The sequence below is a fragment of the Massilia phyllostachyos genome (genome assembly GCF_021044825.1).
GTDB lineage: Bacteria > Pseudomonadota > Gammaproteobacteria > Burkholderiales > Burkholderiaceae_D > Telluria > Telluria phyllostachyos.
Genome location: NZ_JAJNOC010000002.1, coordinates 234,802 through 261,456, shown reverse-complemented (window position 1 = coordinate 261,456; position 26,655 = coordinate 234,802). Strand labels below are relative to the sequence as shown.

25 protein-coding genes and 2 tRNA genes are annotated in these 26,655 nt (G+C 64.2%); 2 read left to right on the top strand and 25 right to left on the bottom strand.

Going from position 1 to position 26,655, the window contains the following annotated elements:
* Positions 1–8 precede the first annotated feature (8 nt).
* The 8 genes from LQ564_RS08165 to LQ564_RS08130 all read right to left on the bottom strand — a co-directional run bounded on the left by LQ564_RS08165 (position 9) and on the right by LQ564_RS08130 (position 6,725).
* On the bottom strand, positions 9–962 hold the full coding sequence (locus LQ564_RS08165) for an MBL fold metallo-hydrolase (protein ID WP_231057613.1): 954 nt from the start codon (positions 960–962) through the stop codon (positions 9–11).
* 106 nt (positions 963–1,068) lie between these two features.
* The gene (locus tag LQ564_RS08160; RefSeq protein ID WP_231057612.1) at positions 1,069–1,389 is read right to left on the bottom strand and encodes a DUF5710 domain-containing protein; all 321 of its coding nucleotides are present in this window, start codon (positions 1,387–1,389) and stop codon (positions 1,069–1,071) included.
* 22 nt (positions 1,390–1,411) lie between these two features.
* Positions 1,412–1,488, bottom strand: a tRNA-Arg gene (locus LQ564_RS08155).
* 66 nt (positions 1,489–1,554) lie between these two features.
* Positions 1,555–1,631: transfer RNA gene (locus LQ564_RS08150), tRNA-Pro, on the bottom strand.
* Positions 1,632–1,672: 41 nt separating this feature from the next.
* Positions 1,673–3,013: a phosphoglucosamine mutase gene (gene glmM, locus LQ564_RS08145; RefSeq protein WP_231057611.1), complete on the bottom strand. Its 1,341-nt coding sequence runs from the start codon at positions 3,011–3,013 to the stop codon at positions 1,673–1,675.
* A gap of 19 nt (positions 3,014–3,032) precedes the next feature.
* Positions 3,033–3,881, bottom strand: a complete 849-nt coding sequence (folP, locus tag LQ564_RS08140) for a dihydropteroate synthase (protein WP_231057610.1) — start codon at positions 3,879–3,881, stop codon at positions 3,033–3,035.
* A 96-nt stretch (positions 3,882–3,977) separates the two neighbouring features.
* Positions 3,978–5,861: an ATP-dependent zinc metalloprotease FtsH gene (gene ftsH / locus LQ564_RS08135; protein ID WP_231057609.1), complete on the bottom strand. Its 1,884-nt coding sequence runs from the start codon at positions 5,859–5,861 to the stop codon at positions 3,978–3,980.
* 216 nt (positions 5,862–6,077) lie between these two features.
* Complete coding sequence (locus LQ564_RS08130; RefSeq protein ID WP_231057608.1) at positions 6,078–6,725, bottom strand: RlmE family RNA methyltransferase; 648 nt, start codon at positions 6,723–6,725, stop codon at positions 6,078–6,080.
* 41 nt (positions 6,726–6,766) lie between these two features.
* Here LQ564_RS08130 and yhbY point away from each other — a divergent pair, with 41 nt between their 5' ends.
* Positions 6,767–7,237 (top strand): ribosome assembly RNA-binding protein YhbY, encoded by a 471-nt coding sequence (gene yhbY / locus LQ564_RS08125; RefSeq protein WP_231057607.1) that lies wholly within the window; start codon positions 6,767–6,769, stop codon positions 7,235–7,237.
* A gap of 234 nt (positions 7,238–7,471) precedes the next feature.
* On the opposite strand, the gene LQ564_RS08120 is transcribed toward yhbY, so the two are convergent.
* From LQ564_RS08120 to alr, 17 genes are all read right to left on the bottom strand, one after another.
* Complete coding sequence (locus LQ564_RS08120; protein WP_231057606.1) at positions 7,472–7,942, bottom strand: DUF4149 domain-containing protein; 471 nt, start codon at positions 7,940–7,942, stop codon at positions 7,472–7,474.
* Complete coding sequence (greA, locus tag LQ564_RS08115) at positions 7,942–8,421, bottom strand: transcription elongation factor GreA (protein ID WP_231057605.1); 480 nt, start codon at positions 8,419–8,421, stop codon at positions 7,942–7,944. Before greA ends, LQ564_RS08120 begins: the two co-directional genes overlap by 1 nt.
* 114 nt (positions 8,422–8,535) lie before the next feature.
* A complete protein-coding gene (gene carB / locus LQ564_RS08110; RefSeq protein ID WP_231057604.1) occupies positions 8,536–11,766 on the bottom strand; it encodes a carbamoyl-phosphate synthase large subunit in 3,231 nt (1,076 codons plus the stop codon).
* A gap of 1 nt (position 11,767) precedes the next feature.
* Positions 11,768–12,931 (bottom strand): glutamine-hydrolyzing carbamoyl-phosphate synthase small subunit, encoded by a 1,164-nt coding sequence (gene carA, locus LQ564_RS08105; RefSeq protein ID WP_231057603.1) that lies wholly within the window; start codon positions 12,929–12,931, stop codon positions 11,768–11,770.
* Between the two features lie 317 nt (positions 12,932–13,248).
* Positions 13,249–13,659: a GlcG/HbpS family heme-binding protein gene (locus LQ564_RS08100; RefSeq protein WP_231057602.1), complete on the bottom strand. Its 411-nt coding sequence runs from the start codon at positions 13,657–13,659 to the stop codon at positions 13,249–13,251.
* Positions 13,660–13,673: 14 nt separating this feature from the next.
* Positions 13,674–14,597: a patatin-like phospholipase family protein gene (locus LQ564_RS08095; RefSeq protein ID WP_231057601.1), complete on the bottom strand. Its 924-nt coding sequence runs from the start codon at positions 14,595–14,597 to the stop codon at positions 13,674–13,676.
* A gap of 55 nt (positions 14,598–14,652) precedes the next feature.
* Entirely contained in the window at positions 14,653–14,823 is a 171-nt protein-coding gene (locus LQ564_RS08090) for a hypothetical protein (RefSeq protein ID WP_231057600.1), read from the bottom strand.
* Between the two features lie 489 nt (positions 14,824–15,312).
* Positions 15,313–16,605 carry a phosphate regulon sensor histidine kinase PhoR gene (gene phoR, locus LQ564_RS08085; RefSeq protein ID WP_231057599.1) on the bottom strand — a complete coding sequence of 431 codons (1,293 nt, stop codon included), beginning with the start codon at positions 16,603–16,605 and terminating at the stop codon, positions 15,313–15,315.
* 19 nt (positions 16,606–16,624) lie between these two features.
* The gene (locus LQ564_RS08080; RefSeq protein ID WP_231057598.1) at positions 16,625–17,311 is read right to left on the bottom strand and encodes a response regulator; all 687 of its coding nucleotides are present in this window, start codon (positions 17,309–17,311) and stop codon (positions 16,625–16,627) included.
* Between the two features lie 2 nt (positions 17,312–17,313).
* Entirely contained in the window at positions 17,314–18,012 is a 699-nt protein-coding gene (gene phoU, locus LQ564_RS08075) for a phosphate signaling complex protein PhoU (RefSeq protein ID WP_231057597.1), read from the bottom strand.
* A 34-nt stretch (positions 18,013–18,046) separates the two neighbouring features.
* The gene (pstB, locus tag LQ564_RS08070) at positions 18,047–18,844 is read right to left on the bottom strand and encodes a phosphate ABC transporter ATP-binding protein PstB (RefSeq protein WP_231057596.1); all 798 of its coding nucleotides are present in this window, start codon (positions 18,842–18,844) and stop codon (positions 18,047–18,049) included.
* A 40-nt stretch (positions 18,845–18,884) separates the two neighbouring features.
* Complete coding sequence (pstA, locus tag LQ564_RS08065) at positions 18,885–19,742, bottom strand: phosphate ABC transporter permease PstA (protein ID WP_231057595.1); 858 nt, start codon at positions 19,740–19,742, stop codon at positions 18,885–18,887.
* Complete coding sequence (gene pstC / locus LQ564_RS08060; protein ID WP_231058128.1) at positions 19,742–20,719, bottom strand: phosphate ABC transporter permease subunit PstC; 978 nt, start codon at positions 20,717–20,719, stop codon at positions 19,742–19,744. The genes pstA and pstC overlap by 1 nt, the downstream gene beginning before the upstream one ends.
* Positions 20,720–20,835: 116 nt before the next feature.
* A complete protein-coding gene (pstS, locus tag LQ564_RS08055; protein ID WP_231057594.1) occupies positions 20,836–21,867 on the bottom strand; it encodes a phosphate ABC transporter substrate-binding protein PstS in 1,032 nt (343 codons plus the stop codon).
* Between the two features lie 520 nt (positions 21,868–22,387).
* Positions 22,388–22,708, bottom strand: coding sequence for a PilZ domain-containing protein (locus LQ564_RS08050; protein WP_371873442.1), 321 nt, complete (start codon positions 22,706–22,708; stop codon positions 22,388–22,390).
* A gap of 46 nt (positions 22,709–22,754) precedes the next feature.
* Complete coding sequence (radA, locus tag LQ564_RS08045) at positions 22,755–24,131, bottom strand: DNA repair protein RadA (protein ID WP_231057592.1); 1,377 nt, start codon at positions 24,129–24,131, stop codon at positions 22,755–22,757.
* Positions 24,124–25,230, bottom strand: coding sequence for an alanine racemase (gene alr / locus LQ564_RS08040; protein WP_231057591.1), 1,107 nt, complete (start codon positions 25,228–25,230; stop codon positions 24,124–24,126). The genes radA and alr overlap by 8 nt, the downstream gene beginning before the upstream one ends.
* 160 nt (positions 25,231–25,390) lie before the next feature.
* Here alr and lplT point away from each other — a divergent pair, with 160 nt between their 5' ends.
* Positions 25,391–26,641, top strand: coding sequence for a lysophospholipid transporter LplT (lplT, locus tag LQ564_RS08035; RefSeq protein WP_231057590.1), 1,251 nt, complete (start codon positions 25,391–25,393; stop codon positions 26,639–26,641).
* The last annotated feature ends 14 nt before the right edge of the window (positions 26,642–26,655 follow it).

The following is a 26,655-nucleotide window of genomic DNA, read 5'->3' as shown; positions in this document are numbered from 1 at the left end:
GCGCGCCACTAGCGCTGCACGCGGCGGAAAGCGTAGGTTTCGCCATGGGCAAGATAGACCACCTCGCGCTCGAGTCCGGCCGCCCTGACCTCGCGCGCAAAGTCCTCGAGCGGCGACTTGAAGACGTCGTAGTCGTTGAAGTGGATCGGCACGGTCTTTTTCGGGCGGATGATCTGCATCATGCGCACGCCATCCTTGCCATCCATCGTGACCTTGAGCACGCCGAGGATGCGGGTGCCGCCCAAATGCAGCAGGGCCAGGTCAATGTTGGGAAAACGTTGCGGGATCGCGTGGATGTCGTCGTACACCAGGGTGTCGCCGCTGATGTACATGCGATAGTCGGGTGCGTCCGGGTTCGGTCCGAAGTCGAGCACCGAGCCCATGGTCCTGGGCAACAGCACGGCGACGCCGGCCGGCCCGTGGCGCCCCGGGGTGGCGGTAATGCGCAGGCGCGCCGCGCCCTTGCCGACTTCCAGCCGGTCCCAGGTGGATAGGCCGAACGTGCGGGTGAAGCCCAGGCGCTTGAGCCGCTCGCCCGCTTCCTTGGTGCTGACGATGGGCGTGGCGCGGGGGAGTTTTTCCTGCACCAGCTTGTCGAAGTGGTCGTCGTGGAAGTGCGACAGCACCACCAGGTCGATCGGCGGCAGGTCTTCGAAACTGATCGCGGGGTTGGTCTTGCGCTCGGAGGTCAAGCCATAGCCCAGGTGCACGTGGCCGCCCTTGTGCAGGAAATTCGGATCGGTGAGGATCGTGAAACCCTGGTAGCGGATGATGACGGTGGCCGTGCCGATGAACTGCACGGTGCCGGCGTCGCTGTCCACATTGCCCTGCGGCGCCGCGAGCTGCAGGCTGAAGGTCTCGCCCTGGGCCGGGGTAGCGGCCGCGTCGGCGCGGGCAAGGCCCGTGAGCCCGCATAGAACGGCGAACAGCAGGCAGGTGTGCAGCAGTCGTGCAAGACGCATGGAACTCTCCGGAACGGGCGCATCCGAAGGGCTGCGCGCTGCCGGAACGTTAACACGGCAGCGACGGCGATGGCGTTCGCTTGCCTATGCGACCGTGCCCATGATGTCAGCGGGCGGCCAGCTGCTGGCGCGCCTGCATCCAGGCGCTGCCGGCCAGCGCGGCGCTGCACTGGGCGCAGGATTCGAAGGGATTGCAGTCGTGCTCCAGGGCCACGTAGTTGGCGCCGACCACGGTCTTGCCCTGGTAGCTGTCGACCCTGCCGCCCTTGGACGCGCCAGGGGTGTCGCCGCCCTGCCCGGTCCACTTGGCGAAGGCGGCGGGCGCGACGCCGTCGGGCACGTACCAGCGGCGTTTGGTCGGATTCCAGCGGGCGCCGAGCGCCTTGGCTTCGTCCTTCTCAGCGTAGGGAACGGTCAGGAAGAGCATGAATTGATCGAGATCCTGGAAATGGCCTGCCCAGCTGGGTTCGAACCAGCGACCCTCAGCTTAGAAGGCTGATGCTCTATCCAACTGAGCTATGGGCAGACGAGACGGTACGGGTACCGGCGAAAATGAAACGGGCTGTCGATCGACAGCCCGCGGAGGAAGCCTTGGTCGGAGTACAAGGATTCGAACCTTGGACCCCCTGGTCCCAAACCAGGTGCGCTACCGGGCTGCGCTACACTCCGATGTGTGGCCGATGATACTCGCTGGTGAAGGGCGCGTCAAATCAGGCGGCCAGCTTGTCGGCGATGCGGCGCGCCATGCTTTCCGCCTGGGCCGCTTCCTTCGCCTCGACCATGACTCGGATCAGGGGTTCGGTGCCCGAGGCGCGGATCAGGACGCGGCCGTTGTCGCCCAGCTCGCGCTCGACCGCTTCCTTCTCGGCCACCATCGCCTTGTCCTGGGTCCAGTCGAAGCCCGGCGTGACTTTCTTGTTGATCAGGGTCTGCGGGAACAGTTTCAGTTCGCTGCAGCATTCGGCCAGCGACTTGTTGCTGCGCCGCAGTGCCGACAGCACCTGCAGGGCCGAGACGATGCCGTCGCCGGTGCTGTGCTTGTCCAGCGCCAGCAGGTGGCCCGAGCTCTCGCCGCCGAACAGCCAGCCGCGCTCCTGCATCACTTCCAGCACGTAGCGGTCGCCGACCTTGGCGCGCGCGAAGCCGACACCCAGTTCCTTGAACGCCACTTCCAGCGCCATATTCGTCATCAGGGTGCCGACCGCGCCCGCCACCGGGCCGGTCGCCAGGCGGTCGCGCACCATCAGGTACAGCAGTTCGTCGCCGTTGTAGACGCGGCCGGTGGCGTCGACCATGATCAGGCGGTCGGCGTCGCCGTCCAGCGCGATGCCGAGGTCCGCCTTGTTGGCCACCACCGCTTCCGACAGCGCTTTCGGGGCGGTGGCGCCCACGCCGGCGTTGATGTTGAAGCCGTCCGGCGAAGCGCCGATCGAGACCACTTCGGCGCCCAGTTCGTGGAACACGTGCGGGGCGATGTTGTAGGCGGCGCCGTGGGCGCTGTCGACCACGATCTTCAGGCCGCGCAGGTCCAGTTCATTCGGGAAGGTGCTCTTGCAGAATTCGATGTAGCGGCCCTGGGCGTCGCGCAGGCGGGTCGCGCGGCCCAGCTTATCGGACGGCACGCAGCCCATCGGTTCGTCGATGGCTTCCTCGATCTCGAGTTCGACCGCATCCGGCAGCTTGGTGCCGTGGCGCGAGAAGAACTTGATGCCATTGTCCTGGAAGGGATTGTGCGAGGCCGAGATCACGACGCCGGCCTGCAGGCGCAGCGCGCGGGTAAGGTAGGCGATGGCCGGGGTCGGCATCGGGCCGGCCAGCATCGAGTCGACGCCGGCGGCGGAAAAGCCCGCTTCCAGGGCGGCCTCCAGCATATAGCCCGAAATACGGGTGTCCTTGCCGATCAGGACCACCGGGCGGCCGCTGCTCGACTTGGCGCCGCGCGCCAGCACCTTGCCGGCCGCGTAGCCGAGGCGCATCACGAACTCGGGCGTAATCGGCGCCTCGCCGACCAGACCACGAACCCCATCCGTACCGAAATATTTGCGTGCCATTCTTGTTCTCTTTCCGTGATTAATCGTTATTGGCGGCGTGCCATACCTTCAAGGCATCGACCGTCTCTGCCACATCATGCACTCGCACAATTCTAGCGCCATGTGCTACCGCAGCCAATGCCCCGGCCACGCTGCCGGCGACGCGCTCCTCGACCGGACGGCCGGTGACGGCGCCGATCATCGACTTGCGCGACAGCCCGGCCAGCACCGGCAGGCCGACTTCACGGCGGATGCGGTCCAGGTGGCGCAGCAGCGCATAGTTGTGCTCGACCGTCTTGCCGAAACCGAAGCCCGGGTCGATGCAGATGCGTTCGCGCGCAATGCCCTCTTCCACCATGGCCTCGACGCGCACCTGCAGGAAGGCGATCACTTCCTGCACCACGTCGCCGTAACTCGGCGCCAGCTGCATGGTCTGCGGCGTGGCCTGCATGTGCATCAGGCACAGGCCGCAATCGCTGTCGCGCACCGCCTCGATCGCGCCCGGCGCGCGGAAACCGTTGATGTCGTTGATCATGTCGGCGCCGGCGATGATCGCTTCGCGCATGACGTCGGGCTTGCAGGTATCGACCGACAATGCCACGTCCAGGGTGCGCAGCGCATACAGGGCCGGCATCACGCGCGCCAGTTCCTCGGCGACCGGGACGCTGGGCGAACCCGGGCGGGTCGATTCGCCGCCGATGTCGATCATGGTGGCGCCGTCGGCGATCATTTCCTCGGCACGCGACAGGGCGAACTCGAGGCCCTGGTAGCGGCCGCCGTCGGAAAAGGAATCGGGGGTGATGTTCAGGATGCCCATCACGACCGGATGGGTGGAGGACGGGCCTTCCAGCGCGAAGCTGTACTGGCCGCATTGCAATTGCTTTGACATAGGATGCGAGTGGGGAGCGTAAACGACAAAAGGCATCCGGGTGGATGCCTTTTGCTTTATTGGATCAAGCGACCAGGCCGCGGCCAGGTGCGTGGATCAGGCCGGTGCGGTGGCGTTCGGCGCCACGCCGCCACCGCTGTCGCCCGGCGGGTTGCGCTTGGTCAGCAGGCTGGTCTTCGGCTGGCGCGGCTCGCGGCCGGCCATGATGTCGTTGATCTGCTCGGCGTCGATGGTTTCCCAGTCGAGCAGCGCCTTGGTCATCATCTCGACCTTGTCGCGGTTCTCTTCCAGCAGGCGGCGCGCCAGCGCGTACTGGGTGTCGAGGATGGCGCGGATCTCGGCGTCGACCTTCTGCTGCGTCGCTTCCGAAATGGTCTTGGTGGCGCCGCCGAAGAAGCCTTCGTTCTCGCTGTCCTCGTAGACCATCACGCCCATGCTCTCGGACATGCCGAAGCGGGTCACCATCGAGCGGGCCAGCTTGGTGGCGCGCGAGAAGTCGTTCGAGGCGCCGGTCGACATCTGGCCAACAAAAATCTCCTCGGCGATGCGGCCACCGAACAGGATCGAGATTTCTTCCAGCATCTTGTCCTTGTAACCGGACAGAGCGTCGTGTTCCGGCAGCTGCCAGGTCAGGCCGAGAGCATAGCCGCGCGGCATGATGGTGACCTTGTGCACCGGGTCGGCCTTCGGCAGCAGCTTGGCGATCACCGCGTGGCCCGACTCGTGGTAGGCCGTGTTGCGGCGCTCTTCCTCGCGCATGACCATCGACTTGCGCTCCGGACCCATGTAGATCTTGTCCTTGGCGTCTTCGAAGTCGATCATCTCGACCAGGCGCTTGGAACGGCGCGCGGCGAACAGCGCGGCTTCGTTGACCAGGTTGGCCAGATCGGCGCCCGAGAAGCCCGGGGTGCCGCGCGCCAGGATGTCGGCCTTCACGTCGGTGCCGATCGGCACTTTGCGCATGTGCACGTTGAGGATCTGTTCGCGGCCGCGGATGTCCGGCAGGCCGACCATCACCTGGCGGTCGAAACGGCCCGGACGCAGCAGCGCTTTATCGAGCACGTCGGCGCGGTTGGTGGCGGCGATGACGATCACGCCCGATTGCGCCTCGAAACCGTCCATCTCGACCAGCAGTTGGTTCAGGGTCTGTTCGCGCTCGTCGTTGCCGCCGCCCATGCCGGCGCCGCGGTGGCGGCCGACGGCATCGATCTCGTCGATGAAGATGATGCAGGGCGAGTGTTTCTTGGCGTTCTCGAACATGTCGCGGACACGGGACGCACCCACGCCGACGAACATCTCGACGAAGTCGGAACCCGAGATCGAGAAGAACGGCACCTTGGCTTCGCCGGCGATGGCGCGCGCCAGCAGGGTCTTGCCGGTACCCGGCGGACCGACCATCAGCACGCCGCGCGGGATGCGGCCGCCCAGTTTCTGGAACTTGGTCGGGTCTTTCAGGAAATCGACGATTTCCGAGACTTCTTCCTTCGCTTCGTCGCAGCCGGCGACGTCGGCGAAGGTGACGGTGTTGTTGGTTTCATCGAGCATGCGCGCCTTCGACTTGCCGAAGGAGAAAGCACCGCCCTTGCCGCCGCCCTGCATCTGGCGCATGAAGAACACCCACACGCCGATGAGCAACAGCATCGGGAACCAGGAGATGAACACCTGCTGCAGGAAGCCGGGTTCTTCCGGCGGACGCACGTCGAACTTGACGCCGTTGTCGCGCAGGTCGCCGATCAGGCCGCGGTCGAGGATGGTCGCGGTGGCGCGGACCTTGGTGTCGTCCGAGCGGGTCGCGGTGATGTTCTGGCCTTCGATCAGCACGTCCTTGATGCGACGCGCCTTCACCTCATCGAGCAGCTCGGAATAAGCGATGGTCTTGCTGCCGCCGGCGACGCTGTGGTTGTCGAACTGCTTGAACAGCATGAACAACAGCAGCGCAACGACCACCCAGATGGCGGATTTGGAAAACATATTATTCACGAAAACTCCTCCGATGCGGATTGCATCTCTACCGATTTCAGTATGACGATTTTAACCGCAATAAGCCGACGCTGCCACGCAACGTTAGCAATAGTGCCAAAAAGCCATTTTCACATACTGGCGGGCGACGCAACCGTTTGCGCTGCCAGCCTCACGCGGCTGATGTGCGGTTGCCACGCCGAATATCAAGGCCGAAACACTGAAAAAGCAACAAATTCAGTCCACCGGATTCTTCAAACCGCGTCCAAGCAGGAAAATTTCCGATGATTTGTCCCGGCTTGCCTTGGGTTTGATCTGTTTGACGGTGTTGAACTCGTCGCGGAATTTTTCCAGGATTTGCGTAAAGCCCATATCCTTAAAGCACTTTACTAGCAATGCCCCAGTTGGCTTCATGTGGTTTTGCGAAAACTCAATAGCGAGGTCGATCAGGTGTTCCATCCGCGCCGCGTCGGCGGTCGGGATGCCAGACAGGTTGGGCGCCATGTCGGACAGGACCAGGTCGGCCTTGCGGCCCTGCAGCAACTCATCGAGCTGGCCAAGCACCTCTTCTTCGCGGAAATCGCCCTGGATATACTGGACGTCGGCAATCGGTTCCATCGGCAGCATGTCGAGCCCGATGATGGTGCCATGGATGCCGCCGGCGTCCGCGCCGGCCAGCTTGCGCCGGGTGTACTGGGCCCAGCTGCCCGGGGTGCAGCCGAGGTCGACGATGACCTGTCCCGGCTTGATCAGCTTCTCGCTTTCGTCGATTTCCTTGAGCTTGTAGGCGGCGCGTGCGCGGAAGCCTTCTTTCTGGGCCAGTTTGACGTAGGGGTCGTTAATATGGTCGTGCAACCAGTTTTTGTTTAATTTGTTCTTGGCCATTCGCGTAGAATACTGCTTTTAAAGGTAATCCAAAAATTATTATGCTTAAACTCACTCCGGCCGAGCGCAGCGCACTGCGTGCCGAAGCCCATGGACTCAATCCGGTCGTCATGATCGGCGAATCGGGCCTGACCGAATCGGTCATGAAGGAAATCGCTTCCAGCCTCGACGCCCACGGCCTGATCAAGGTCCGCGTGTTCGGCGACGACCGCGAAGCCCGCATCGCCATGTACGAACAGATCTGCGCCGACCTCGACGCGGCGCCGGTGCAGCACATCGGCAAGCTGCTGGTGCTGTACCGTCCGAAAAAGGAAGCCGTCAAGGAACGCAGCGCCAAGTCCGGCAAGGGCATGCGCGAAGTCACCATCGTCAAGGCCAGCGCCAGCGGCACCAAGAAGCCGAGCGTCACCAAGGTCATGCTGAAGGGGAACGAACGCGTGACGGCGGGCGGCAACATCAAGCGCGCAAAACCGCGCCAGGCGTCGACCAAGAAGAATGCACTGAACAAGTGATGAAAACCGGGGCGACCCGGTTTTTTTTCGTGGTCAGCCACCAACCTTCTTCCACCGCCGACGTTTGAACCGTCGTACCGGCGAAGGCCGCTACCCAATTTCTCATGTGGACCAAAACAGCGCCCTTCTACCTCAGACGAACGAGGGGAAGGGAAATCACGTGGCGCTCACGGGGAATTGGGCTCCGGCCTTCGCCGGAGCGACGGTGCTACGGGTGCAGGTACAAATGACGGGTCAGCGGCTCTTGAGGACCAACACAGCCGCCAGAACGCTCTCGATCACATGAAACAGCTGCGACACCCCGTGCATGACCGCAAACTGCGTCCAGTACGGCGACGCCCTCACCCCGCCCGGCCCGGCCAGTTCGCGCATCTGCGCCATCGCCGGCTGCAACCCCGCCCACATCACCAGCGCACAGGCCAGCATGGCCAGCACCAGCAGGTTCAGGATGCGCTTGCGCACCGCATCCAGGTCGCTCGAAACGCGCACCAGCACGAACATCAGGGCCGCGCACGCAATCGATACCCAGCCCAGCCGCGTCAACAGCTGCGCGACGACGTCGCCGGCCACCAGGCTCGGCACCGCCGCGAACACCGCCGGCGCCGCGATATAGCCGAGCGCCCACAAAGCGCCCGCCCACAGCACCGCCACCAGCAGCCTTGCGGCGGCCACGCGGGAAGCGGAACGAGACAGGCCTGCCCCCATCAGACGTAGCGGACTTCGAGGATTTCGTATTCGCGCGGGCCGGACGGGGCCTGCACTTCGACCACGTCGCCGGCGTACTTGCCGATCAGGGCGCGCGCGATCGGCGAGGTCACCGAGACCTTGTTCAGTTTGATGTCGGCTTCGTCGAGGCCGACGATCTGGTAGCTGACCTTCTGGCCGTTTTCCAGGTCTTCCAGGTCCACGGTCGAGGCGAACACGACGCGGCCTTCGGCGTCCAGGGTGGCCGGGTCGATGATCTGGGCGGCGCTCAGCTTGCCCTCGAGTTCCGCGATGCGGCCTTCGACGAAGGCCTGGCGCTCTTTCGCCGCGTCGTACTCGGCATTTTCGGACAGGTCGCCGTGCGAACGCGCTTCGGCGATCGCATCGATCACGATACGGCGCTCCTTGGTCTTGAGCTGGTGCAGCTCTTCCTTCAGGAGTTCGGCGCCGTATTTGGTCAGTGGTACGGTAGTGTTCATGTCGCTCTATGCTTGTTCGTGATGGGACGTACCAAGTGAAAACCACAGAGGCGCGAGGCGCGAGGCCCCGCGAGCTCTGTGGTTCAGAGGTACTGCGTGTAACTTCTACGTCGATTAGTTTAAGGTTTTATGCAGACCTTGTAAATCATAGACGCGCAGTTCGTCCAGGTGGCGCATGCCCTCGATCGCGGCTTCCGCGCCGGCGATGGTCGTGTAGGTGACCACGCGCGACTGCAGGGCCGAGGTACGGATGGTGCGCGAGTCGGTGATCGCCGAACGCTTCTCTTCCACGGTGTTGATCACCATGACGATTTCGCGGTTCTTGATCATGTCGACCACGTGCGGACGGCCTTCCAGCACCTTGTTCACCTGGCGCACCGGGATGCCGGCCGCTTCGATGACGGCGGCCGTGCCCTTGGTCGCCACCAGCGAGAAGCCCAGCGCCACCAGCTCGCGCGCCACGTTGACGGCGCGCGGCTTGTCGGTGCCTTTCACCGACAGGAACACGGTGCCCTTGGTCGGCAGATTGACGCCGGCCGCCAGCTGCGACTTGACGAAGGCTTCGCCGAAGGTCTCGCCCACGCCCATCACTTCGCCGGTCGACTTCATCTCAGGGCCCAGGATGGTGTCGACACCCGGGAACTTCACGAAGGGGAACACGACTTCCTTGACGCTGTAGAACGGCGGCGTCACCTCTTTCGTCACGCCCTGGCTGGCCAGGGTCTGGCCGACCATGCAGCGCGCCGCGATCTTCGCCAGCTGCAGCCCGGTCGCCTTCGACACGAACGGCACGGTACGCGAAGCGCGCGGGTTCACTTCCAGCACGAAGACCGTATCGACCGTCTTGCCGTCGACGTCAAGCTGCTGGATCGCGAACTGCACGTTCATCAGGCCGACCACGTTCAGGGCCTTGGCCATCAAGGACGTCTGGTGCTTGAGTTCCGCGATGGTCTCTTGCGACAACGAGTACGGCGGCAGCGAGCACGCCGAGTCGCCCGAGTGCACGCCGGCTTGCTCGATGTGTTCCATCACGCCGCCGATGAAGGTGGCTTCGCCGTCCGAGATGCAGTCGACGTCGACTTCGATGGCGTCGTTCAGGAAGCGGTCCAGCAGCACCGGCGAATCGTGCGAGACCTTGACCGCTTCGCGCATGTAGCGCTCGAGGTCGCGCTGCTCGTGGACGATCTCCATCGCGCGGCCGCCCAGCACGTAGGACGGACGCACCACCAGCGGGTAGCCGATTTCCTCGGCCAATGCGAGAGCGTCGGCCTCGGTGCGCGCGGTGCGGTTCGGCGGCTGGCGCAGGCCGAGCTTTTGCAGCAACTGCTGGAAGCGCTCGCGGTCTTCGGCGGCGTCGATCATGTCCGGCGAGGTGCCGATGATCGGCACGCCGTTCGCTTCCAGGTCCAGCGCGAGCTTGAGCGGAGTCTGGCCGCCGTACTGCACGATCACGCCTTCCGGCTTTTCCAGATCGACGATTTCGAGCACGTCTTCCAGGGTCAAGGACTCGAAGTAAAGGCGGTCCGAGGTATCGTAGTCGGTCGACACGGTCTCCGGATTGCAGTTGACCATGATGGTCTCGTAGCCGTCGTCGCGCATGGCGAGGGCCGCGTGCACGCAGCAGTAGTCGAACTCGATGCCCTGGCCGATGCGGTTCGGGCCACCGCCCAGCACCATGATCTTCTTCTTGTCGGTCGGATTCGACTCGCATTCCTCGTCGTACGTGGAATACATGTAGGCGGTGTTGGTCGAGAACTCGGCCGCGCAGGTGTCGACGCGCTTGTACACCGGACGGATGTTCAGCGCATGGCGGCGCTCGCGCACGGCCTGCGGCGTGGTCTGCATCAGGAAGGCCAGGCGGCGGTCCGAGAAGCCCTTCTGCTTCAGCTTGTAGAAGGTCGGCTTGTCGAGGCTATCGAGCTTCTGGTGATCGAGCCACAGCTCGATGTCGACGATTTCCTTGATCTGGATGAGGAACCATGGGTCGATCTTGGTGAGGTTGTGCACCTCTTCCAGGGTGAAGCCCTGGGCAAAGGCGTCGCCCACGTACCAGATGCGTTCCGGACCCGGCTCGCCGAGTTCTTCTTCGATCTTCTCGCGGTCGCGCGTCTTTTCGTTCAGGCCGTCGACGCCGACTTCCAGGCCGCGCAGCGCCTTCTGGAACGATTCCTGGAAGGTGCGGCCCATGGCCATCACCTCGCCCACCGATTTCATCTGGGTGGTCAGGTGCTTGTCCGCGGTCGGGAATTTTTCGAAGGTGAAGCGCGGGATCTTGGTGACGACGTAGTCGATCGACGGTTCGAACGATGCCGGGGTGGCGCCGCCGGTGATCTCGTTGCGCAGTTCGTCGAGCGTGAAGCCGACCGCCAGCTTGGCCGCCACTTTGGCGATCGGGAAGCCGGTGGCTTTCGAGGCCAGCGCCGAGGAACGCGAGACGCGCGGGTTCATCTCGATGACGATCATGCGGCCGTCCTTCGGGTTGATCGCGAACTGCACGTTCGAGCCGCCGGTGTCGACGCCGATCTCGCGCAGCACGTTGATCGACGCGTTGCGCATGATCTGGTATTCCTTGTCCGTCAGCGTCTGCGCCGGCGCGACCGTGATCGAGTCGCCGGTGTGCACGCCCATCGGATCGAGGTTTTCGATCGAGCAGATGATGATGCAGTTGTCCTTCTTGTCGCGGACGACTTCCATCTCGTACTCTTTCCAGCCGAGCAGCGATTCTTCGATCAGCAGCTCGTTGGTCGGCGAGGCTTCCAGGCCGCGCTTGCAGATCTGCTCGAACTCTTCCTCGTTGTAGGCGATGCCGCCGCCGCTGCCGCCCATCGTGAACGAAGGACGAATGATGGTCGGGAAGCCCAGCTCGCGCTGCACCGCCCACGACTCTTCCATCGAGTGCGCCACGCCCGAGCGCGCCGAACCGAGGCCGATCTTGGTCATCGCGTCCTTGAACTTGGCGCGGTCCTCGGCCTTGTCGATCGCTTCCGGGGTCGCGCCGATCAGCTCGACCTTGTACTTGTCCAGCACGCCGTTGCGGTGCAGGTCGAGCGCGCAGTTCAGCGCGGTCTGGCCGCCCATGGTCGGCAGGATCGCGTCGGGACGTTCCTTGTCGATGATGCGCTCGACGACCTTCCAGGTGATCGGCTCGATGTAGGTGACGTCGGCCGTTTCCGGGTCGGTCATGATGGTCGCCGGGTTCGAATTGACCAGGATGACCTTGTAGCCTTCTTCACGCAGGGCCTTGCAGGCCTGGGCGCCCGAGTAATCGAATTCGACCGCCTGGCCGATGACGATCGGACCGGCGCCGATGATCAGGATGCTGTTGATATCACTACGTTTTGGCATATTAATTCTTCTCCGCGGCTTGCATCAGTTTGATGAAGCGGTCAAACAGGTAGGCGACGTCGGTCGGGCCGGGCGAGGCTTCCGGGTGGCCCTGGAAGCAGAACGCCGGTTTGTCGGTGCGCTCGAAGCCCTGCAGCGAGCCGTCGAACAGCGAAACGTGGGTCACGCGGCAGTTGGCCGGCAGCGTTTCCGGGTCGACCGCGAAACCGTGGTTCTGCGAGGTGATGAGCACCTTCTTCGAATCGAGGTCCTGCACCGGGTGGTTGGCGCCGTGGTGGCCGAACTTCATCTTCATGGTCTTGGCGCCGGAGGCGAGGGCCATGATCTGGTGGCCCAGGCAGATGCCGAAGGTCGGGATGCCCTTCTCGATGAGTTCCGCACTGGCCTTGATGGCGTAGTCGCACGGCTCCGGGTCGCCCGGGCCGTTGGCCAGAAAGATGCCGTCCGGGTTCAGCTTCAGTGCGTCTTCCGCCGTGGCTTGCGCCGGCAGCACGGTGACCTTGCAGCCGCGCTCGGCCAGCATGCGCAGGATGTTGCGCTTGACGCCATAGTCGAAGGCGACCACGTGGTATTGCGGGTTCTCCTGCTTGCCGAAGCCCTGGCCGAGCTTCCACTCGGTCTCGGTGAACACGTACGGCTCTTTCACCGACACCACCTTGGCCAGGTCCATGCCGGCCAGGCCCGGGAAGGAACGGGCCAGTTCCAGCGCCTGGGCTTCCGATGGCTCCTTGCCCTGCACGCCGGTGAGGATGGCGCCGGCCTGGGCGCCCTTCTCGCGCAGGATGCGGGTGAGTTTACGGGTGTCGATGCCGGCGATGGCGACCACATTCTCTTGCTTCAGGTAGTCCGACAGCGATTGCGTGGAACGGAAATTCGATGCCAGCAGCGGCAGGTCGCGGATGATCAGGCCGGCGGCGTGGACCTTGGAGGCCTCGACGTCGGCCGGGTTGACGCCGTAGTTGCCGATGTGCGGGTACGTCAGGGTGACGATCTGACGCGAATAGCTGGGGTCGGTGAGGATTTCCTGGTAGCCGGTAATCGCGGTGTTGAACACCACTTCACCGGTCGTGTGACCGGCGGCGCCAATGGAATATCCTTTGAAAATCGTTCCGTCTGCAAGGGCCAGAATGGCCGGGACGGCTGGGCCAGAAAAAAATGGCGGCAAGGGTAACTCCCAATAAAGTTACCGTAGCTGCGCCACGTCAGACCGACATCCAAAAAGCCCGGGCGGAACCGCTTTGCCGGGAGATGGACATCTAGTTGAATGAGGGATGGTGTGTAGGCGCTACGGCTGATGTGTGAATGGTTAAACTTCCAAATTATAGCGCGAATTGCATGCATTCGGCAATGCAGCAATTTTAAAAAAGGGCTTCAATTTTGCCCAATCACGCTGGAAACCGGCGCGCGCAAGATGTTTAGCTGCCGATGCGAAACATGTGAAAAAGGCGCCCGCAGGCGCCATCACATGACATTCGGATGACCTCAACCGTTGAGCAGCGCCGCGATGCCGGCCCTGGCAACCTGCGCATCCTCGTTCGATTTCACGCCCGACACACCGACCGCGCCGATGGTATGGCCATCGACGATCACCGGCACGCCGCCTTCCAGCATGCCCTCGAGTTCCGGCGCCGACAGGAAGGACACGCGGCCGTTGTTGATCACGTCCTCGTAGATCTTCGATTCGCGCCGGCCGAGCGCGGCGGTCCTGGCCTTGGCCGGGGCGATGTAGGACGAGGTGGCCGCCGCGCCGTCCAGGCGCTGGAACCACAGCAGGTGGCCGCCGTCGTCGACGATGGCGAACGACACCGCCCAGTTGTTGCGCAGGGCCTCGGCTTCGGCGCCGGCGGCGATCTTCTTGATGTCCTCGAGGGTGAGATAGGGTTTGGTTTGCATGTGGCTTCCTGTTCTTATGGTTGCTGCCTAGCCTTGAGTTTGGCCTTGATCTGGGGCATCACCGCGGCCGCGGCCTGCTCGCCGGCGAGGATCGCCAGGTTGCGTCCGGTGAAATCGGCGCTGCCCATATTGCCGAGGTTCGGCGTGATGACGATGTCGGCTTCCTTCAGCTCGTAGTAATTCAGGCGCTGGCCCATGATGCTGAAGGTCTGCATCAGCACGTCGAGCGAGCTGGCCGTGGCCGCGCCTTCGGTCGCGCTGGAAATATTCACGGCGATCACGAAGTCGGCGCCCATGTCCTTGACGAACTTGACGGGCACCGGCGCCACCAGGCCGCCATCCACATAGGTGTTCTTGCCGATGGTGACCGGCTGGAACACGCTCGGCACCGCCGACGAGGCGCGCACGGCCATGCCGGTATTGCCCTTGTTGAACAGGATCGGCTTGCCGGTCTTGAGGTCGGTGGCCACGGCGCCGAAGCGGATCTTCAGGCGCTCCATCGGCACATTGTTGACGGCCTTGTTCACGTAATTCTGCAGCGCCTCCCCTTTCAGCACGCCGGGCGACTTGCTGAACAGCGGCAAGGCCCAGTCCGAGATGGTCGCCTCGTCCATGCCCATCGCGGTCTTCTGCAGGGTGAAACCGTTCATGCCGGAGGCGTACAGGGAACCGACCACCGAGCCGGCGCTGGTGCCGACCACGATCTCGGGCACGATGCCCTGGGCCTCGAGGGCCTTGATCACGCCGATGTGGGCGAAACCGCGCGCGGCGCCGCCGCCGAGGGCGAGGCCGATGCGCACCTTGCGCGGCGGCGCGGGCGGCGTGGCTTGCTGGGCGACCGGGGCGGCGGGCGGCGGGGTCGGGGTGCTGCCGCAGGCGGTCAGGAACAGTGCGGCGCAGGCGAACAGTGTGCTACGGCGAGAGTAACGAAAGAACATAGTCGGGGGAAATGGGAACGAGGCACGATTGTACCCCGACTCTCCGCTGCATCGCTCAGGACGGCTGGGCCGGGACGCCGGCCCTCTCCATCCATGCGCTCGGCTCCGCCCTTCCCTGCTCGCCCAGATGGGGCAGCATGGCTGCGTACCATTGCCGCTGCGCATCGGCATCCAGCACGCGGTCGAGGATCTCCGCGCTTTTTTCGAGGAAGGCGTTGAAGTGCATTTCGAATCAGCAACTGGAACTCGCAGAACTGGCCAAAACTCTACAATAAGTCGATTTGCTCGTGATACCGCGCCTGCCTTGCCGAACTCTAAGTTTTCCGCAAAGTCATCGTTGGTTAGTTACAAATTTTGGTTCGACAATAGCTGGCTTCAGCCTGCGCTCTTCGATCTCTTGCGGGACGTCGTCGCACGACCATGCGCCGCGCGGTTCACGCGCTCGAGAAAGCTTCGACCGCCCTGCCCGGCACGCGCAGGTACTCGATGACATTGGTGCTTTGCGCCGAGCCGCCGTCTTCCGATAATTAGGGTCAGAGCGATAATTAGGGTCAGAGTCAAATTATTGAGCAACTATTAAAAGTTTCCTGTAATTCGACTCCGACCCTCATTGCCGGGTCGGATTCATGCGCAAAAGCAATTAGGGTCAGAGTTCAATTATCAGGAAACTTAACAATCTTTCCCATTAATTTGACTCTGACCCTAATTAGTTGGTTTAGCCAGGCAGCGTGGTGTTCGGGAGGCAAGCGGTGAAGGTACTCCCCTGCCCCGGCACCGACTGGATCGTCAGCCGCGCACCATGCCGTATCAGCACGTGCTTGACGATCGCCAGCCCCAGGCCGGTGCCCTGGGTCTCGCGCGAACGGCTCTTGTCGACGCGGTAGAAGCGCTCGGTGAGCCTGGAGATGTGAATCGGCTCGATCCCGATCCCGCAATCCGTCACCGAGAACTGCAGATCGTCCGCTCCACGCGCCCATTTCAAGCGGATCGTTCCGCCATTGGGCGAATACCGCACCGCATTCGAGGCCAGGTTGGCGAACGCGCTGCGCAGCTCTTCCAGGCTGCCCATCACGTCCGGCCCGTCGATCTCGACCGCCACCTCGTGGCGGCCGCCGGACAGCGCGCGCGCTTCCGCCGCGACCGATTCGACCATCGCCCGCATATCGACCCGCTCGCGCTTGAGCGGGAATTCGTCCGACTCCAGGCGCGACAGGGTCAGCATGTCGCCGATCAGGCGCTGCATGCGGTGCGCCTGTTCGGTCATGAGTTCCAGGTGGGCGGTGCGGGTGGCCACGTCCAGGCCCGGGTCCGACATCGCGATCTCGAGGAAGCCGACGATCACCGTCAGCGGCGTGCGCAGCTCGTGCGAGGCGTTGGCGATGAAGTCGCGGCGCATGGCTTCGATGCGTTCGGTGTCGGTGGCGTCGTGGGTCACCAGGATCTGGCGCCGGTTCTCGAACGGGATGATGCGGCATTCGAGCTTCCTGCCGCGGAACGACAGCGTCAAGGGCTGCTCGTAGCGTCCCAGGATCACGTAGTCGATGAATTCCGGATGGCGCACCAGGTTGGTCACGCGCAGGCCCTTGTCGCGCGCCATGGTCAGGCCGAGGTGGCGCTCGGCCGCCTCGTTGCACCATTCCAGGAACAGCACGTCGTCCATGATCGCCACGCCCTCGGGGAGCAGCTGCATCGCTTCGCGGAAGCGCGCCAGCCATTCGGCCATCTCGGCCTGGTGGCGCTCGTCCTCGCGCCGCAGGCGGTACAGGCGCGCGAACACGTCGGTCCAGGCGCCCCAGCCGTCCGGCAGGCGGCTCGAGTGCGGGTCGACCAGCCATTCGCCCAGCTCGTGCAGGTAGCGCAGCTGCACGAACAGCGCCACCACCAGGGCGCCGATCGCGAACACCAGGCCGGCCACGAAGCCGCCCATCCACCAGACCACGCCGGCGGCGGCGAACATCAGCGCCAGGCGCAGGATGGCCGGCACCCAGAACAGCACCCTCGAACTCATCGACCTCATCGTACGCGCATCACTTCTCTGACAGCATGTAGCCGACGCTGCGCACGGTGCGGATCAGGCCATCTGCGCTTTTGAGCGCCTTGCGCAGGCGCAGCACGTGCACGTCCACGGTGCGTTCCTCGATCACGGCATGGTCGCCCCACACCTTGTCGAGCAGCTGGGCGCGCGAGAACACGCGCTCGCGGTGCGCCATCAGGTACTTGAGCAGCTTGTATTCGGCATTGCCGATCTCGATCTGGGTATTCTCGACGCTGACGGTGCAGCTGTTCGGGTCCAGCACCACGCTGCCGGCGCGCAGCGGCGCCTCGGCCAGGTGCGGGCTTTTCCTGCGCAGCAGCGCACGCGAGCGGGCCAGCAGCTCGCGCGGCGAGAACGGCTTGGTGACGTAATCGTCGGCGCCGGTGTTCAGGCCCGCGATCTTGTCCTCTTCCATGCTCTTCGCGGTCAGCATGATGACCGGGATGTCCTGGAAGTCGCGGTCGCCGCGCAGGCGCGACAGCAGGCGCAGGCCGCTCTGGTCGGGCAGCATCCAGTCCAGCAGCACCAGGTCGGGCTTGCCGTGGGTGATGCTGTCCCAGGCGCCGGCGACCGTGTCGGCGGTCCGGATGTCCCAGCCGGCCTCGCGCAGCGAGTACTTCACCAGTTCGACGATCGCGGGTTCGTCCTCGACCACCAGTACGCGTGTGCTGTCCGCCATCGTCACACTGCCGGCTCGATGGCCGCCGGTTTGCTGTGGCGGATGTCGCGCCCCTCCACCACGTAGATCACGTACTCGGCGATGTTCTTCGCATGGTCGCCGATGCGCTCGATGGCCTTGGCCACCCACAGCGTATCCAGCGCCGACGAGATCGTGCGCGGGTCTTCCATCATGAAGGTGATCAGGTTGCGCAGGATGGTGCGGAATTCGTGGTCGATGACTTCGTCGGCCGCGATCAGCTCGAGCGCCTGCTTGCCGTCCAGGCGCGCGAAGGCGTCGAGGGCGTTGTGCAGCAGGTCGACCGTGCCCTTGGCGATGGTGCGCACCATGTCGTAGTGGGCGAACGACACGCCGCCGCGCTCGTGCAGGTTCTTGGCGGTGCGGGCGATCTTCGAGGCCTCGTCGCCGATGCGTTCCAGGTCGGTGATGACCTTGATGGTCGCCATCACGGTGCGCAGGTCGTTCGCGGTCGGCTGGCGGCGCACGATCAAGTGGCTGCAGGCGTCGTCGAGCTGCACTTCCAGCTGGTTGACGGCCTGGTCGTCCAGGATCACGCGCTCGGCGCGCACCGCGTCGCCCACCCGGAACGCTTCCAGCGCCTCGTCGAATGCGGTTTCCACCATGCCGCCCATGAGCAGGACCTTGGAACGGATCCCTTCCAGCTCGTGGTCATACTGTTTGGATGAATGCTCGCCCGTCATATTGCTCTCCGTGTTCTTGTGTGTATTTTACAGATCAGCCGAAGCGGCCGGTGATGTAGTCTTGCGTTTCTTTACGCGCCGGATTCATGAAGATCTGGTCGGTCTCGCCGAATTCGACCAGCTCGCCCAGGTACATATAGGCGGTGTAGTCGGAGCAGCGCGCGGCCTGCTGCATATTGTGGGTCACGATGGTGATCGTGTAGTCCTGTTTCAGTTCGCTGATCAGTTCCTCGATCTTGGCGGTCGAGATCGGGTCGAGCGCCGACGTCGGTTCGTCCAGCAGCAGCACGTCCGGTTTCACCGCCACGCCGCGCGCGATGCACAGGCGCTGCTGCTGGCCGCCCGACAGCGACAGGCCGCTCTTGCTCAGCTTATCCTTGGCTTCTTCCCACAGCGCCGCCTTCTTCAAGGCCCACTCCACGCGCTCGTCCATCTCGCCCTTCGACAGGTTCTCGTACAGGCGCACGCCGAAGGCGATGTTGTCGTAGATCGACATCGGGAACGGGGTCGGCTTCTGGAACACCATGCCGACTTTCGCGCGCAGCATGTTCACGTCCACGCCCGGCTCCAGGATATTGCGGCCGCGGTATTGAATCGAGCCTTCGGCGCGCTGGCCCGGGTACAGGTCGTACATGCGGTTCAGGGTGCGCAGCAGGGTCGACTTGCCGCAGCCCGACGGGCCGATGAAGGCGGTCACCTGCTTGTCGTGGATGTCGAGCGAGACGTTCTTCAGGCTCTGGGTCTTCCCGTAGAAGAAATTCAGGCCGTCGATCTCGATCGTCGTGGCTTTGGCGGCGGCCGGCGCCGGTTTCGTCATGGTGGCTTGGTTCATCACGTTGGTCACTATATTGTCAGGTTCGTTATCGGTCGGATCAGCGCGGGGTCTTCTGGGTGAACACGGTGCGCGAGATGATGTTCAGGGCCAGCACGGTGAACGTCACCAGCAGCGCGCCGCCCCAGGCCAGCGAACGCCAGTCGTCGTAAGGGCTCATCGCGTAGGTATAGATCACCACCGGCAGATTGGCCATTGGCTGGTTCATGTCGGTGCTGAAGAACTGGTTGTTCAGCGCGGTGAACAGCAGCGGCGCGGTTTCGCCCGAGACGCGTGCCACGGCCAGCAGCACGCCGGTGATCACGCCGGCCTTGACTGCCCGCAGGCGCACCGTCATGGCCACCTTCCAGTGCGGCGCCCCGAGGGCGTAGGCCGCTTCCAGCAGGCTGTTGGGCACCAGGCGCAGCATATTGTCGGTAGTGCGCACCACCACCGGAATCGCGATCAGCGACAAGGCGATCGAACCCGCGTAGCCGGCGAAGTTGCCGACCTTCGCCACGTACAGGGCGTAGACGAACACGCCGATCACGATCGACGGGGCCGACAGCATGATGTCGGTGACGAAGCGCGTCACCTGGGCGAACTTGTTGTTCTCGCCGTATTCGGCCAGGTAGATGCCGGCCAGGATGCCGATCGGGGTGCTGACCAGGGTCGACAGGCCGACCATCATCAGGCTGCCGACGATGGCGTTGCGCAGGCCGCCCGGGCTGCCCGGGGCCGGCGTGTCCATCGTGAACAGCGCGGTCGAGAGGCCGCCGAAGCCTTCCTTGACCAAAGTCGCCAGGATCCACAGCAGGACCGCCAGGCCCAGGCCCATGGCGCAGATCGACAGGAAGATGCCGACACGGTGCGCCAGCAGGCGCTTGCGGTAGACGGGGTTTTTGGCTGCTCCGTGCATTACTTGGTTCCTTCCTTGCGATTCATGCCGATCAACATCAGCTTGGCGGCCGACAGCACGATAAAGGTGATGGCGAACAGGATGAGGCCCAGGGCGTACAGCGACGACAGGTGCAGCGCCGAGGTGGCCTCGTTGAATTCGTTGGCCAGGGTCGAGGAGATCGAATTCCCCGCCGAGAACAGCGACCAGGACAGGTCGTGGGCGTTACCGATGACGAAGGTCACCGCCATGGTTTCGCCGAGCGCGCGGCCCAGGCCCAGCATCACGCCGCCGACCACGCCGTTGCGGGTGTAGGGCAGCACCACCTTGCGCACCACTTCCCAGCGCGTGCAGCCCAGGCCGTAGGCGGATTCCTTCAACACGGTCGGGACGATCTCGAACACGTCGCGCATCACCGAGGCGATGAAGGGGATGATCATGATCGCCAGGATCAGGCCCGCGGTCAGGATGCCGATGCCCATGATCGGTCCCTGGAACAGCTGGCCCAGCACCGGGATCTGGCCGAGGGTGTTCTTCAGCAGCGGCTGGACGTGGTCGGCGAACAGCGGCGCGAAGACAAAAAAGCCCCACATGCCGTAGATGATCGAGGGCACGCCGGCCAGCAGCTCGACCGCGGTGCCGAGCGGGCGGCGCAGCCAGTTGGGGCAGATCTCGGTCAGGAACAGGGCGATGCCGAAGCTGATCGGGAAAGCCACCGCCAGCGCGATGATCGAGGTGGCGAGCGTGCCCCAGATCGCGATCAGGGCGCCGAACTGGTCGCCCACCGGGTCCCACTCGACGCGCGTGATGAAGCCGGCGCCGAATTCCTTCAGGGCCGGGGCGGCGCCGAGGAACAGGGACACGATGATCCCGACCAGCACCAGCAGCACGGATGCCGCGAACAGCAGCGTGAGCTTGTGGAAGAAGAAGTCCTGCAGGCGCTGCTTGCGCATGGTGTTGCGCAGGGCCGCGGCCTGGCGCGCTTCAGCCTCGGACATGGCTTGTCCGGTCAGGTCGTCCAGCGAAAGAGAGGGTTGTACGCTCATGGCTGTTTTGTCAATTTTCTTGGCAAACGAAAGGGCCGCCTTTCTTCAGCGGCCCCGTTGGGGGTGGATTACCAGATCGCCTTGCCCGAAGCGTCTTTCACATTGCCGCGCCAGGCATCCTGCACCAGCTTGGTGACGCTGTCCGGCATCGGCACGTAGTCGAGTTCGACGGCAGCGGCGTCGCCGTTCTTGTAGGCCCAGTCGAAGAACTTCAGCACTTCCTTGCCGCGATTGCCGTCGGCCTGGCTCTTGTGCACCAGGATGTAGGACACGCCGGTGATCGGCCAGCTGGCCTTGCCCGGCTGGTTGGTCAGCACCACGGCGTAGCCCGGGGTGCCGCTCCAGTTGGCGCCGCTTGCTGCCGCCTTGAAGGCTTCGTCGTCCGGCTGCAGGAAGGCGCCGTCCTTGTTCTGCAGCTGGGTGTGCTGCATCTTGTTGCGCTTGGCGTAGGCCCACTCGACGTAGCCGATCGAACCCTTGATGCGCTGGACATTGGCAGCCACGCCCTCGTTGCCCTTGCCGCCCACGCCGACCGCCCACTTGACGGTGGTGCCGGCGCCGATCTTGCTCTTGAATTCCGGGCTGACCTGGGACAGGTAGTCGGTCCACAGGAAGGAGGTGCCCGAGGAATCGGCGCGGCGCACCACGGTGATGTCGTCGGCCGGCAGTTTGACGCCCGGGTTCAGGGCGGCGATCTGCGGCGCGTTCCACTTGGTGATCTTGCCGAGGTAGATGTCGGCCAGGACGGCGCCGGTGAGTTTGAGCTGGCCCGGGGCCAGGCCCGGCACGTTCACGACCGGCACCACGCCGCCCATGATGGCCGGGAACTGGAACAGGCCGGAGGCGTTCAGCTCGTCGGCCGGCAGCGGCATGTCGGAGGCGCCGAAGTCGACGGTCTTGGCCTTGATCTGCTTGATGCCGGCGCCCGAGCCGACCGACTGGTAGTTCAGGCCGTTGCCCGAGGATTTCTTGTACATCTCGGCCCACTTGGCGTAGATCGGGTACGGGAAGGTCGCGCCGGCGCCGGTGATGTCGGCGGCCTGGGCGCCGATCGAGATGGCGGCGATGGCGATGGAGGCGAACAGGTGCTTCATGCGCATGATGGAATCCTTTCGGGGTTCATTGACGCTGCGAAGTCTACTGGCCGAATATGACAAGTTCATGACAGATGTAATAATCGCGGCCGGTGGCGCTAGTTTGCGCCCGAAATGACGCCTGCCGCAAGGCGCGTCCGGTGCAGTCGCGGGTCATGGCCGGCCTAGGCCGCCTTGCATGAAATAGCGGCAGAACATTTCCACTCCCACCCTTGTAAATACGCCGGCCTTTGCTAATCTGAAGACGTGTTATTCATAGGGAGGGAATGCTGAAAAGCGTTGATGGTCATGTTCAGTATTATGGTGTTTGGCATACTTGCAGGTCTGGCCGGACTGGTTGCATACGAGATCTATCAAGAGACTCGCAGCGGCTTCGAGCCATACCACGATCACTATCACGAATAGTGCCGGCCCGCGATCACGGGTCATGTCATAAAGCGAAAAAAAAGCGGCGAGGCCCAGAGGGCGCTCGCCGCTTTCATTTCCCCGCCGCGTGTCGCATGCGACATACCGCTGAAGATGACAATCAGCGCAGGTAGCGCGCGATCGCCGTCATGGCATTCAGTTCCAGGTTCAGGAACTGGAAGCCCACCTTGAATTCCCCGCTGCTGAAGATGCAGTACAGGGCCTTGGCGCGGGCGCTGATCGGGACCGACTTGCCGTCGACCAGCAGGTCGAAGGCGACCACGCCGGTCTGCCCCACCAGCAGCGGGTCGGCGAGAGAGATGCTGACGCCGTTGGCGCCGAGGTCGCTGGTGCGGCCCTGCACCGGCGCCTCGCCTTCCATGGCAACCTTGGCCCGGGTACGCAATACCTTGCGCTCTGTTTTCCTTTGCTCTGTGTACACGCTATCCCAAAAGTAAGAGAAATGATCCAGAAAACATTATAAAAGCTCAGTCGAGTTCGCGCAGCTTGGTGAACGCCTGGTCGATCCGCTCCACTGCCACGATGGTCATGCCTTCGATTTTCTGCTTCGGCACATTCCCCTTCGGGATCACGGCGATCGAGAAGCCGAGCTTGGCCGCTTCGCGCAGGCGCTCCTGGCCGCGCGGCGCCGGGCGGATCTCCCCGGCCAGGCCCACTTCGCCGAACACCACCAGCCCGCGCGGCAGCGGCTTGTTGCGCATCGACGAGTTGATCGCCAGCAGCACCGCCAGGTCGGCCGCCGGTTCGGTGATCTTCACCCCGCCCACCGCGTTGATGAACACGTCCTGGTCGAAGGCCGCGATGCCGGCGTGACGGTGCAGCACCGCGAGGAGCATGGCCAGGCGGTTCTGTTCCAGGCCGACCGACAGCCGGCGCGCGTTCGGCAGGTGGCTGGCGTCGACCAGCGCCTGGATTTCCACCAGCAAGGGTCGGGTGCCCTCCTGCGTCACCATCACGCAGGACCCCGGCACCTGGCTGTCGTGCTGCGACAGGAACAGGGCCGACGGGTTCGACACCCCTTTCAGTCCCTTTTCCGTCATCGCGAACACGCCCAGCTCATTCACGGCGCCGAAGCGGTTCTTGATCGCCCGCACCAGGCGGAAGCTCGACTGGGTGTCGCCTTCGAAATACAGCACGGTGTCGACGATGTGCTCGAGCACGCGCGGGCCGGCCAGCGCGCCCTCCTTCGTCACGTGGCCGACCAGGATGATGGTCACGCCGGTCTGCTTCGCCACGCGCGTGAGCTGGGCCGCGCATTCGCGCACCTGGGCCACCGAGCCGGGGGCCGAGGTCAGCGCGTCCGAATACAGGGTCTGGATCGAGTCGATCACCGCCACTTCGGGCTTCAGGTCGGCCAGGGTGCCGAGGATTTTCTCGAGCTGGATCTCGGCCTGCAGTTTCAGCTCGGCCGAATCGACCGACAGCCGGCGCGCGCGCAGCGCGATCTGGGCGCCGGATTCCTCGCCACTGACATACAGGGTGCTGCGCGTGGCGGCCAGGTTCGCCAGCGCCTGCAGCAGCAGGGTCGACTTGCCGATGCCGGGGTCGCCGCCGATCAGCACCACGCCGCCCGCCACAAGGCCGCCGCCCAGCACGCGGTCGAATTCCTCGATGCCGGTGCCGAAGCGCGGCACGTCGAGCGCGTCGATGTCTTTCAACGACAGCACCGGCGCGGTCTGCGCCAGGGCTTTATGCGCCGTCTGCGACATGCGGTTCACGCCCTGCGCCTCGACCACGGTTTCCACCATCGTGTTCCAGGCCTTGCAGTCCGGGCACTGGCCCGACCAGCGCGCGGCAGTTGCGCCGCACTCGCTGCAGGTAAACGCCGTTTTCGCTTTAGCCATCGCTTCCCAATCTCCCTTCCGTGACGCGCACCCGTCCTGCGAGCGCGCACATCAATTCATAGCCGATCGTGCCGGCGCTGGACGCGACCTCGTCGATCGGCAGGCCGTCGCCCCAAAGTAGCACCTTGCTGCCGATGCGCGGGTTGCGGATCGGGCGCAGGTCGACCGTCATCATGTCCATCGAAACCCGGCCCACCAGCGTGGTGCGCACGCCGTCGACGATCACGGGCGTGCCGTGGGGGGCATGCCGCGGATAGCCGTCGGCATAGCCGCAGGCCACCACGCCGACCGTCATCGGACCGTCGGCGACGAAGCGGCTGCCGTAGCCGACGGTGTCGCCGGCCTGCAGTTCCTGGATGCCGATGATCTCCGAGCGCAGGGTCATGGTCGGGCGCAGGCCGTAGTCCGAGGCCGCGCGGCCGCCCGGGGTGCCGCCGTAGAGCATGATGCCGGGGCGGACCCAGTCGTTCGACAGCTTGTCGCCCAGGTCCGGCTGGTGCAGCACGCCGCCGGAATTCGACAGGCTGCGCTCGCCCGCCAGCTCCCCGGCCCCGTACTGGAAGCGGCGCACCTGTTCGGCGATGGTCAGGCGCGGGTGTTCCAGCTCGTCGGCGTTGGCGAAGTGGGTCATGTGGGTGATGTTGCGCACTCCCGGGATGGCGCGCAGGCGCTTGTAGGCCGCCGCGTAATCGTCGGGGCGGAAGCCCAGCCGGTTCATCCCGGTATTCATCTTCAGGTGCACGTCGATCGGGCGGTAGAGCTGGGTGTATTCCAGCATCTTGACCTGCTCGATATTGTGGACCGCACTATTGATATTGTGTTCGGCCAGCAGCGGCACGTCGGCGGCGTCGAAGAAACCCTCCAATAACAGGATGGGCTTGATCCAGCCGGCCTGGCGCAGCTGCAGGGCGCCTTCGGTCTCGACCAGGGCCAGGCCGTCGGCCAGGGCGAAGCCGCGCATGGCGCGTTCCAGGCCGTGTCCATAGCCGTTGGCCTTGACCACGGCCCAGACCTTGGACATCGGTGCGTAGGTACGCGCCTGGGCCAGGTTGTGCTGCATCGAATCGAGGTGGATGGTGGCGAATATCGGGCGGGGCATCGTCGAAACCGGCCGTTTTGGGGCGGTCCGGATGGTGGACTGGGAAGCCCTCCATTCTACCGCAGTCGAGCAGGACCCGCTGGTGACATGGCTTGTTTTCTTTTGGCGCGGCTAGCATTCATGGTATAAAGCAACCCGGACCAGTTATTACTCTTTACGAATGAACCGTGGTTTTTATACCATCATGGCGGCGCAGTTCTTCTCGTCGCTGGCAGACAATGCGCTCCTGTTCGTAGCCATCAGTCTGCTGACGTCGATGAACGCCCCGGCTTCGCTGACGCCTCTGCTGAAGCTGTCATTCGTGCTCTTCTACGTGCTGCTGGCCGCCTTCGTCGGTGCGTTCGCCGATTCGCTGCCCAAGGGCCGCGTGATGTTCATCGCCAACCTGATCAAGATTTCCGGCTGCGCGCTGATGTTCTTCAGCGTGCATCCCCTGCTCGCCTACGCCGTGGTCGGCTTCGGCGCGGCCGTGTATTCGCCGGCCAAGTACGGCATCCTGACCGAACTGCTGCCGCCCGAAAAACTGGTGCCGGCCAACGGCTGGATCGAGGGCCTGACCGTCATGTCGATCATCCTCGGCACCGTGGCCGGCGGCGCGCTGGTGAGCGAACGCGGCGGCAATCTGCTGCTGGGACTGGGGATTCCGGGCGTGGAGACCGGCGCCGAAGCCGCGATGGCGGTGGTGGTCGCGGTCTACATCCTGGCCGCCCTGTTCAACCTGCGCATCCCCGACACCGGCGCGCGCTACGAGCACCAGGAACGCAACCCGGCCAAGCTGATCGCCGACTTCGCCAACTGCTCCGCCACCCTGTGGCGCGACAAGCTGGGCCAGATCTCGCTGGCCGTGACCACCCTGTTCTGGGGCGCCGGCGCGACCCTGCAATTCATCGTGCTGAAGTGGGCCGAGCGCTCGCTGCACATGCCGCTCGACAAAGCGACCAACCTGATTGGCGTGGTCGCCATCGGCGTGGCGCTGGGCGCGGCCATGGCGGCGCGCATGATCCCGCTGCGCAAGTCGCTGACCGTGATCCCGCTCGGGATCATCATGGGCCTGGTGGTCTGCATCATGGTGTTCGTGACCTCGGTCAGCCTGGCCTACCCGCTGCTGGCGCTGATCGGCTTCCTGTCGGGCTTCTTCGTGGTGCCGATGAACGCGCTGCTGCAGCACCGCGGCCACGTATTGATGAGCGCCGGGCACTCGATCGCGGTGCAGAACTTCAACGAGAACCTGTCGATCCTCACCATGCTGGCGCTGTACGCCATCATGATCACGCTGAACCTGGACCTGGACATCATCATCGTCCTGTTCGGCATGTCGGTGGCGGGCATCATGTACTTCATCGGGCGCCGCCACGCGGCCAACCAGCGCGAGCACGATTCGCTGGCGCTGATCGGCGAGCACAAGCACTGATTCATCGGATGTAT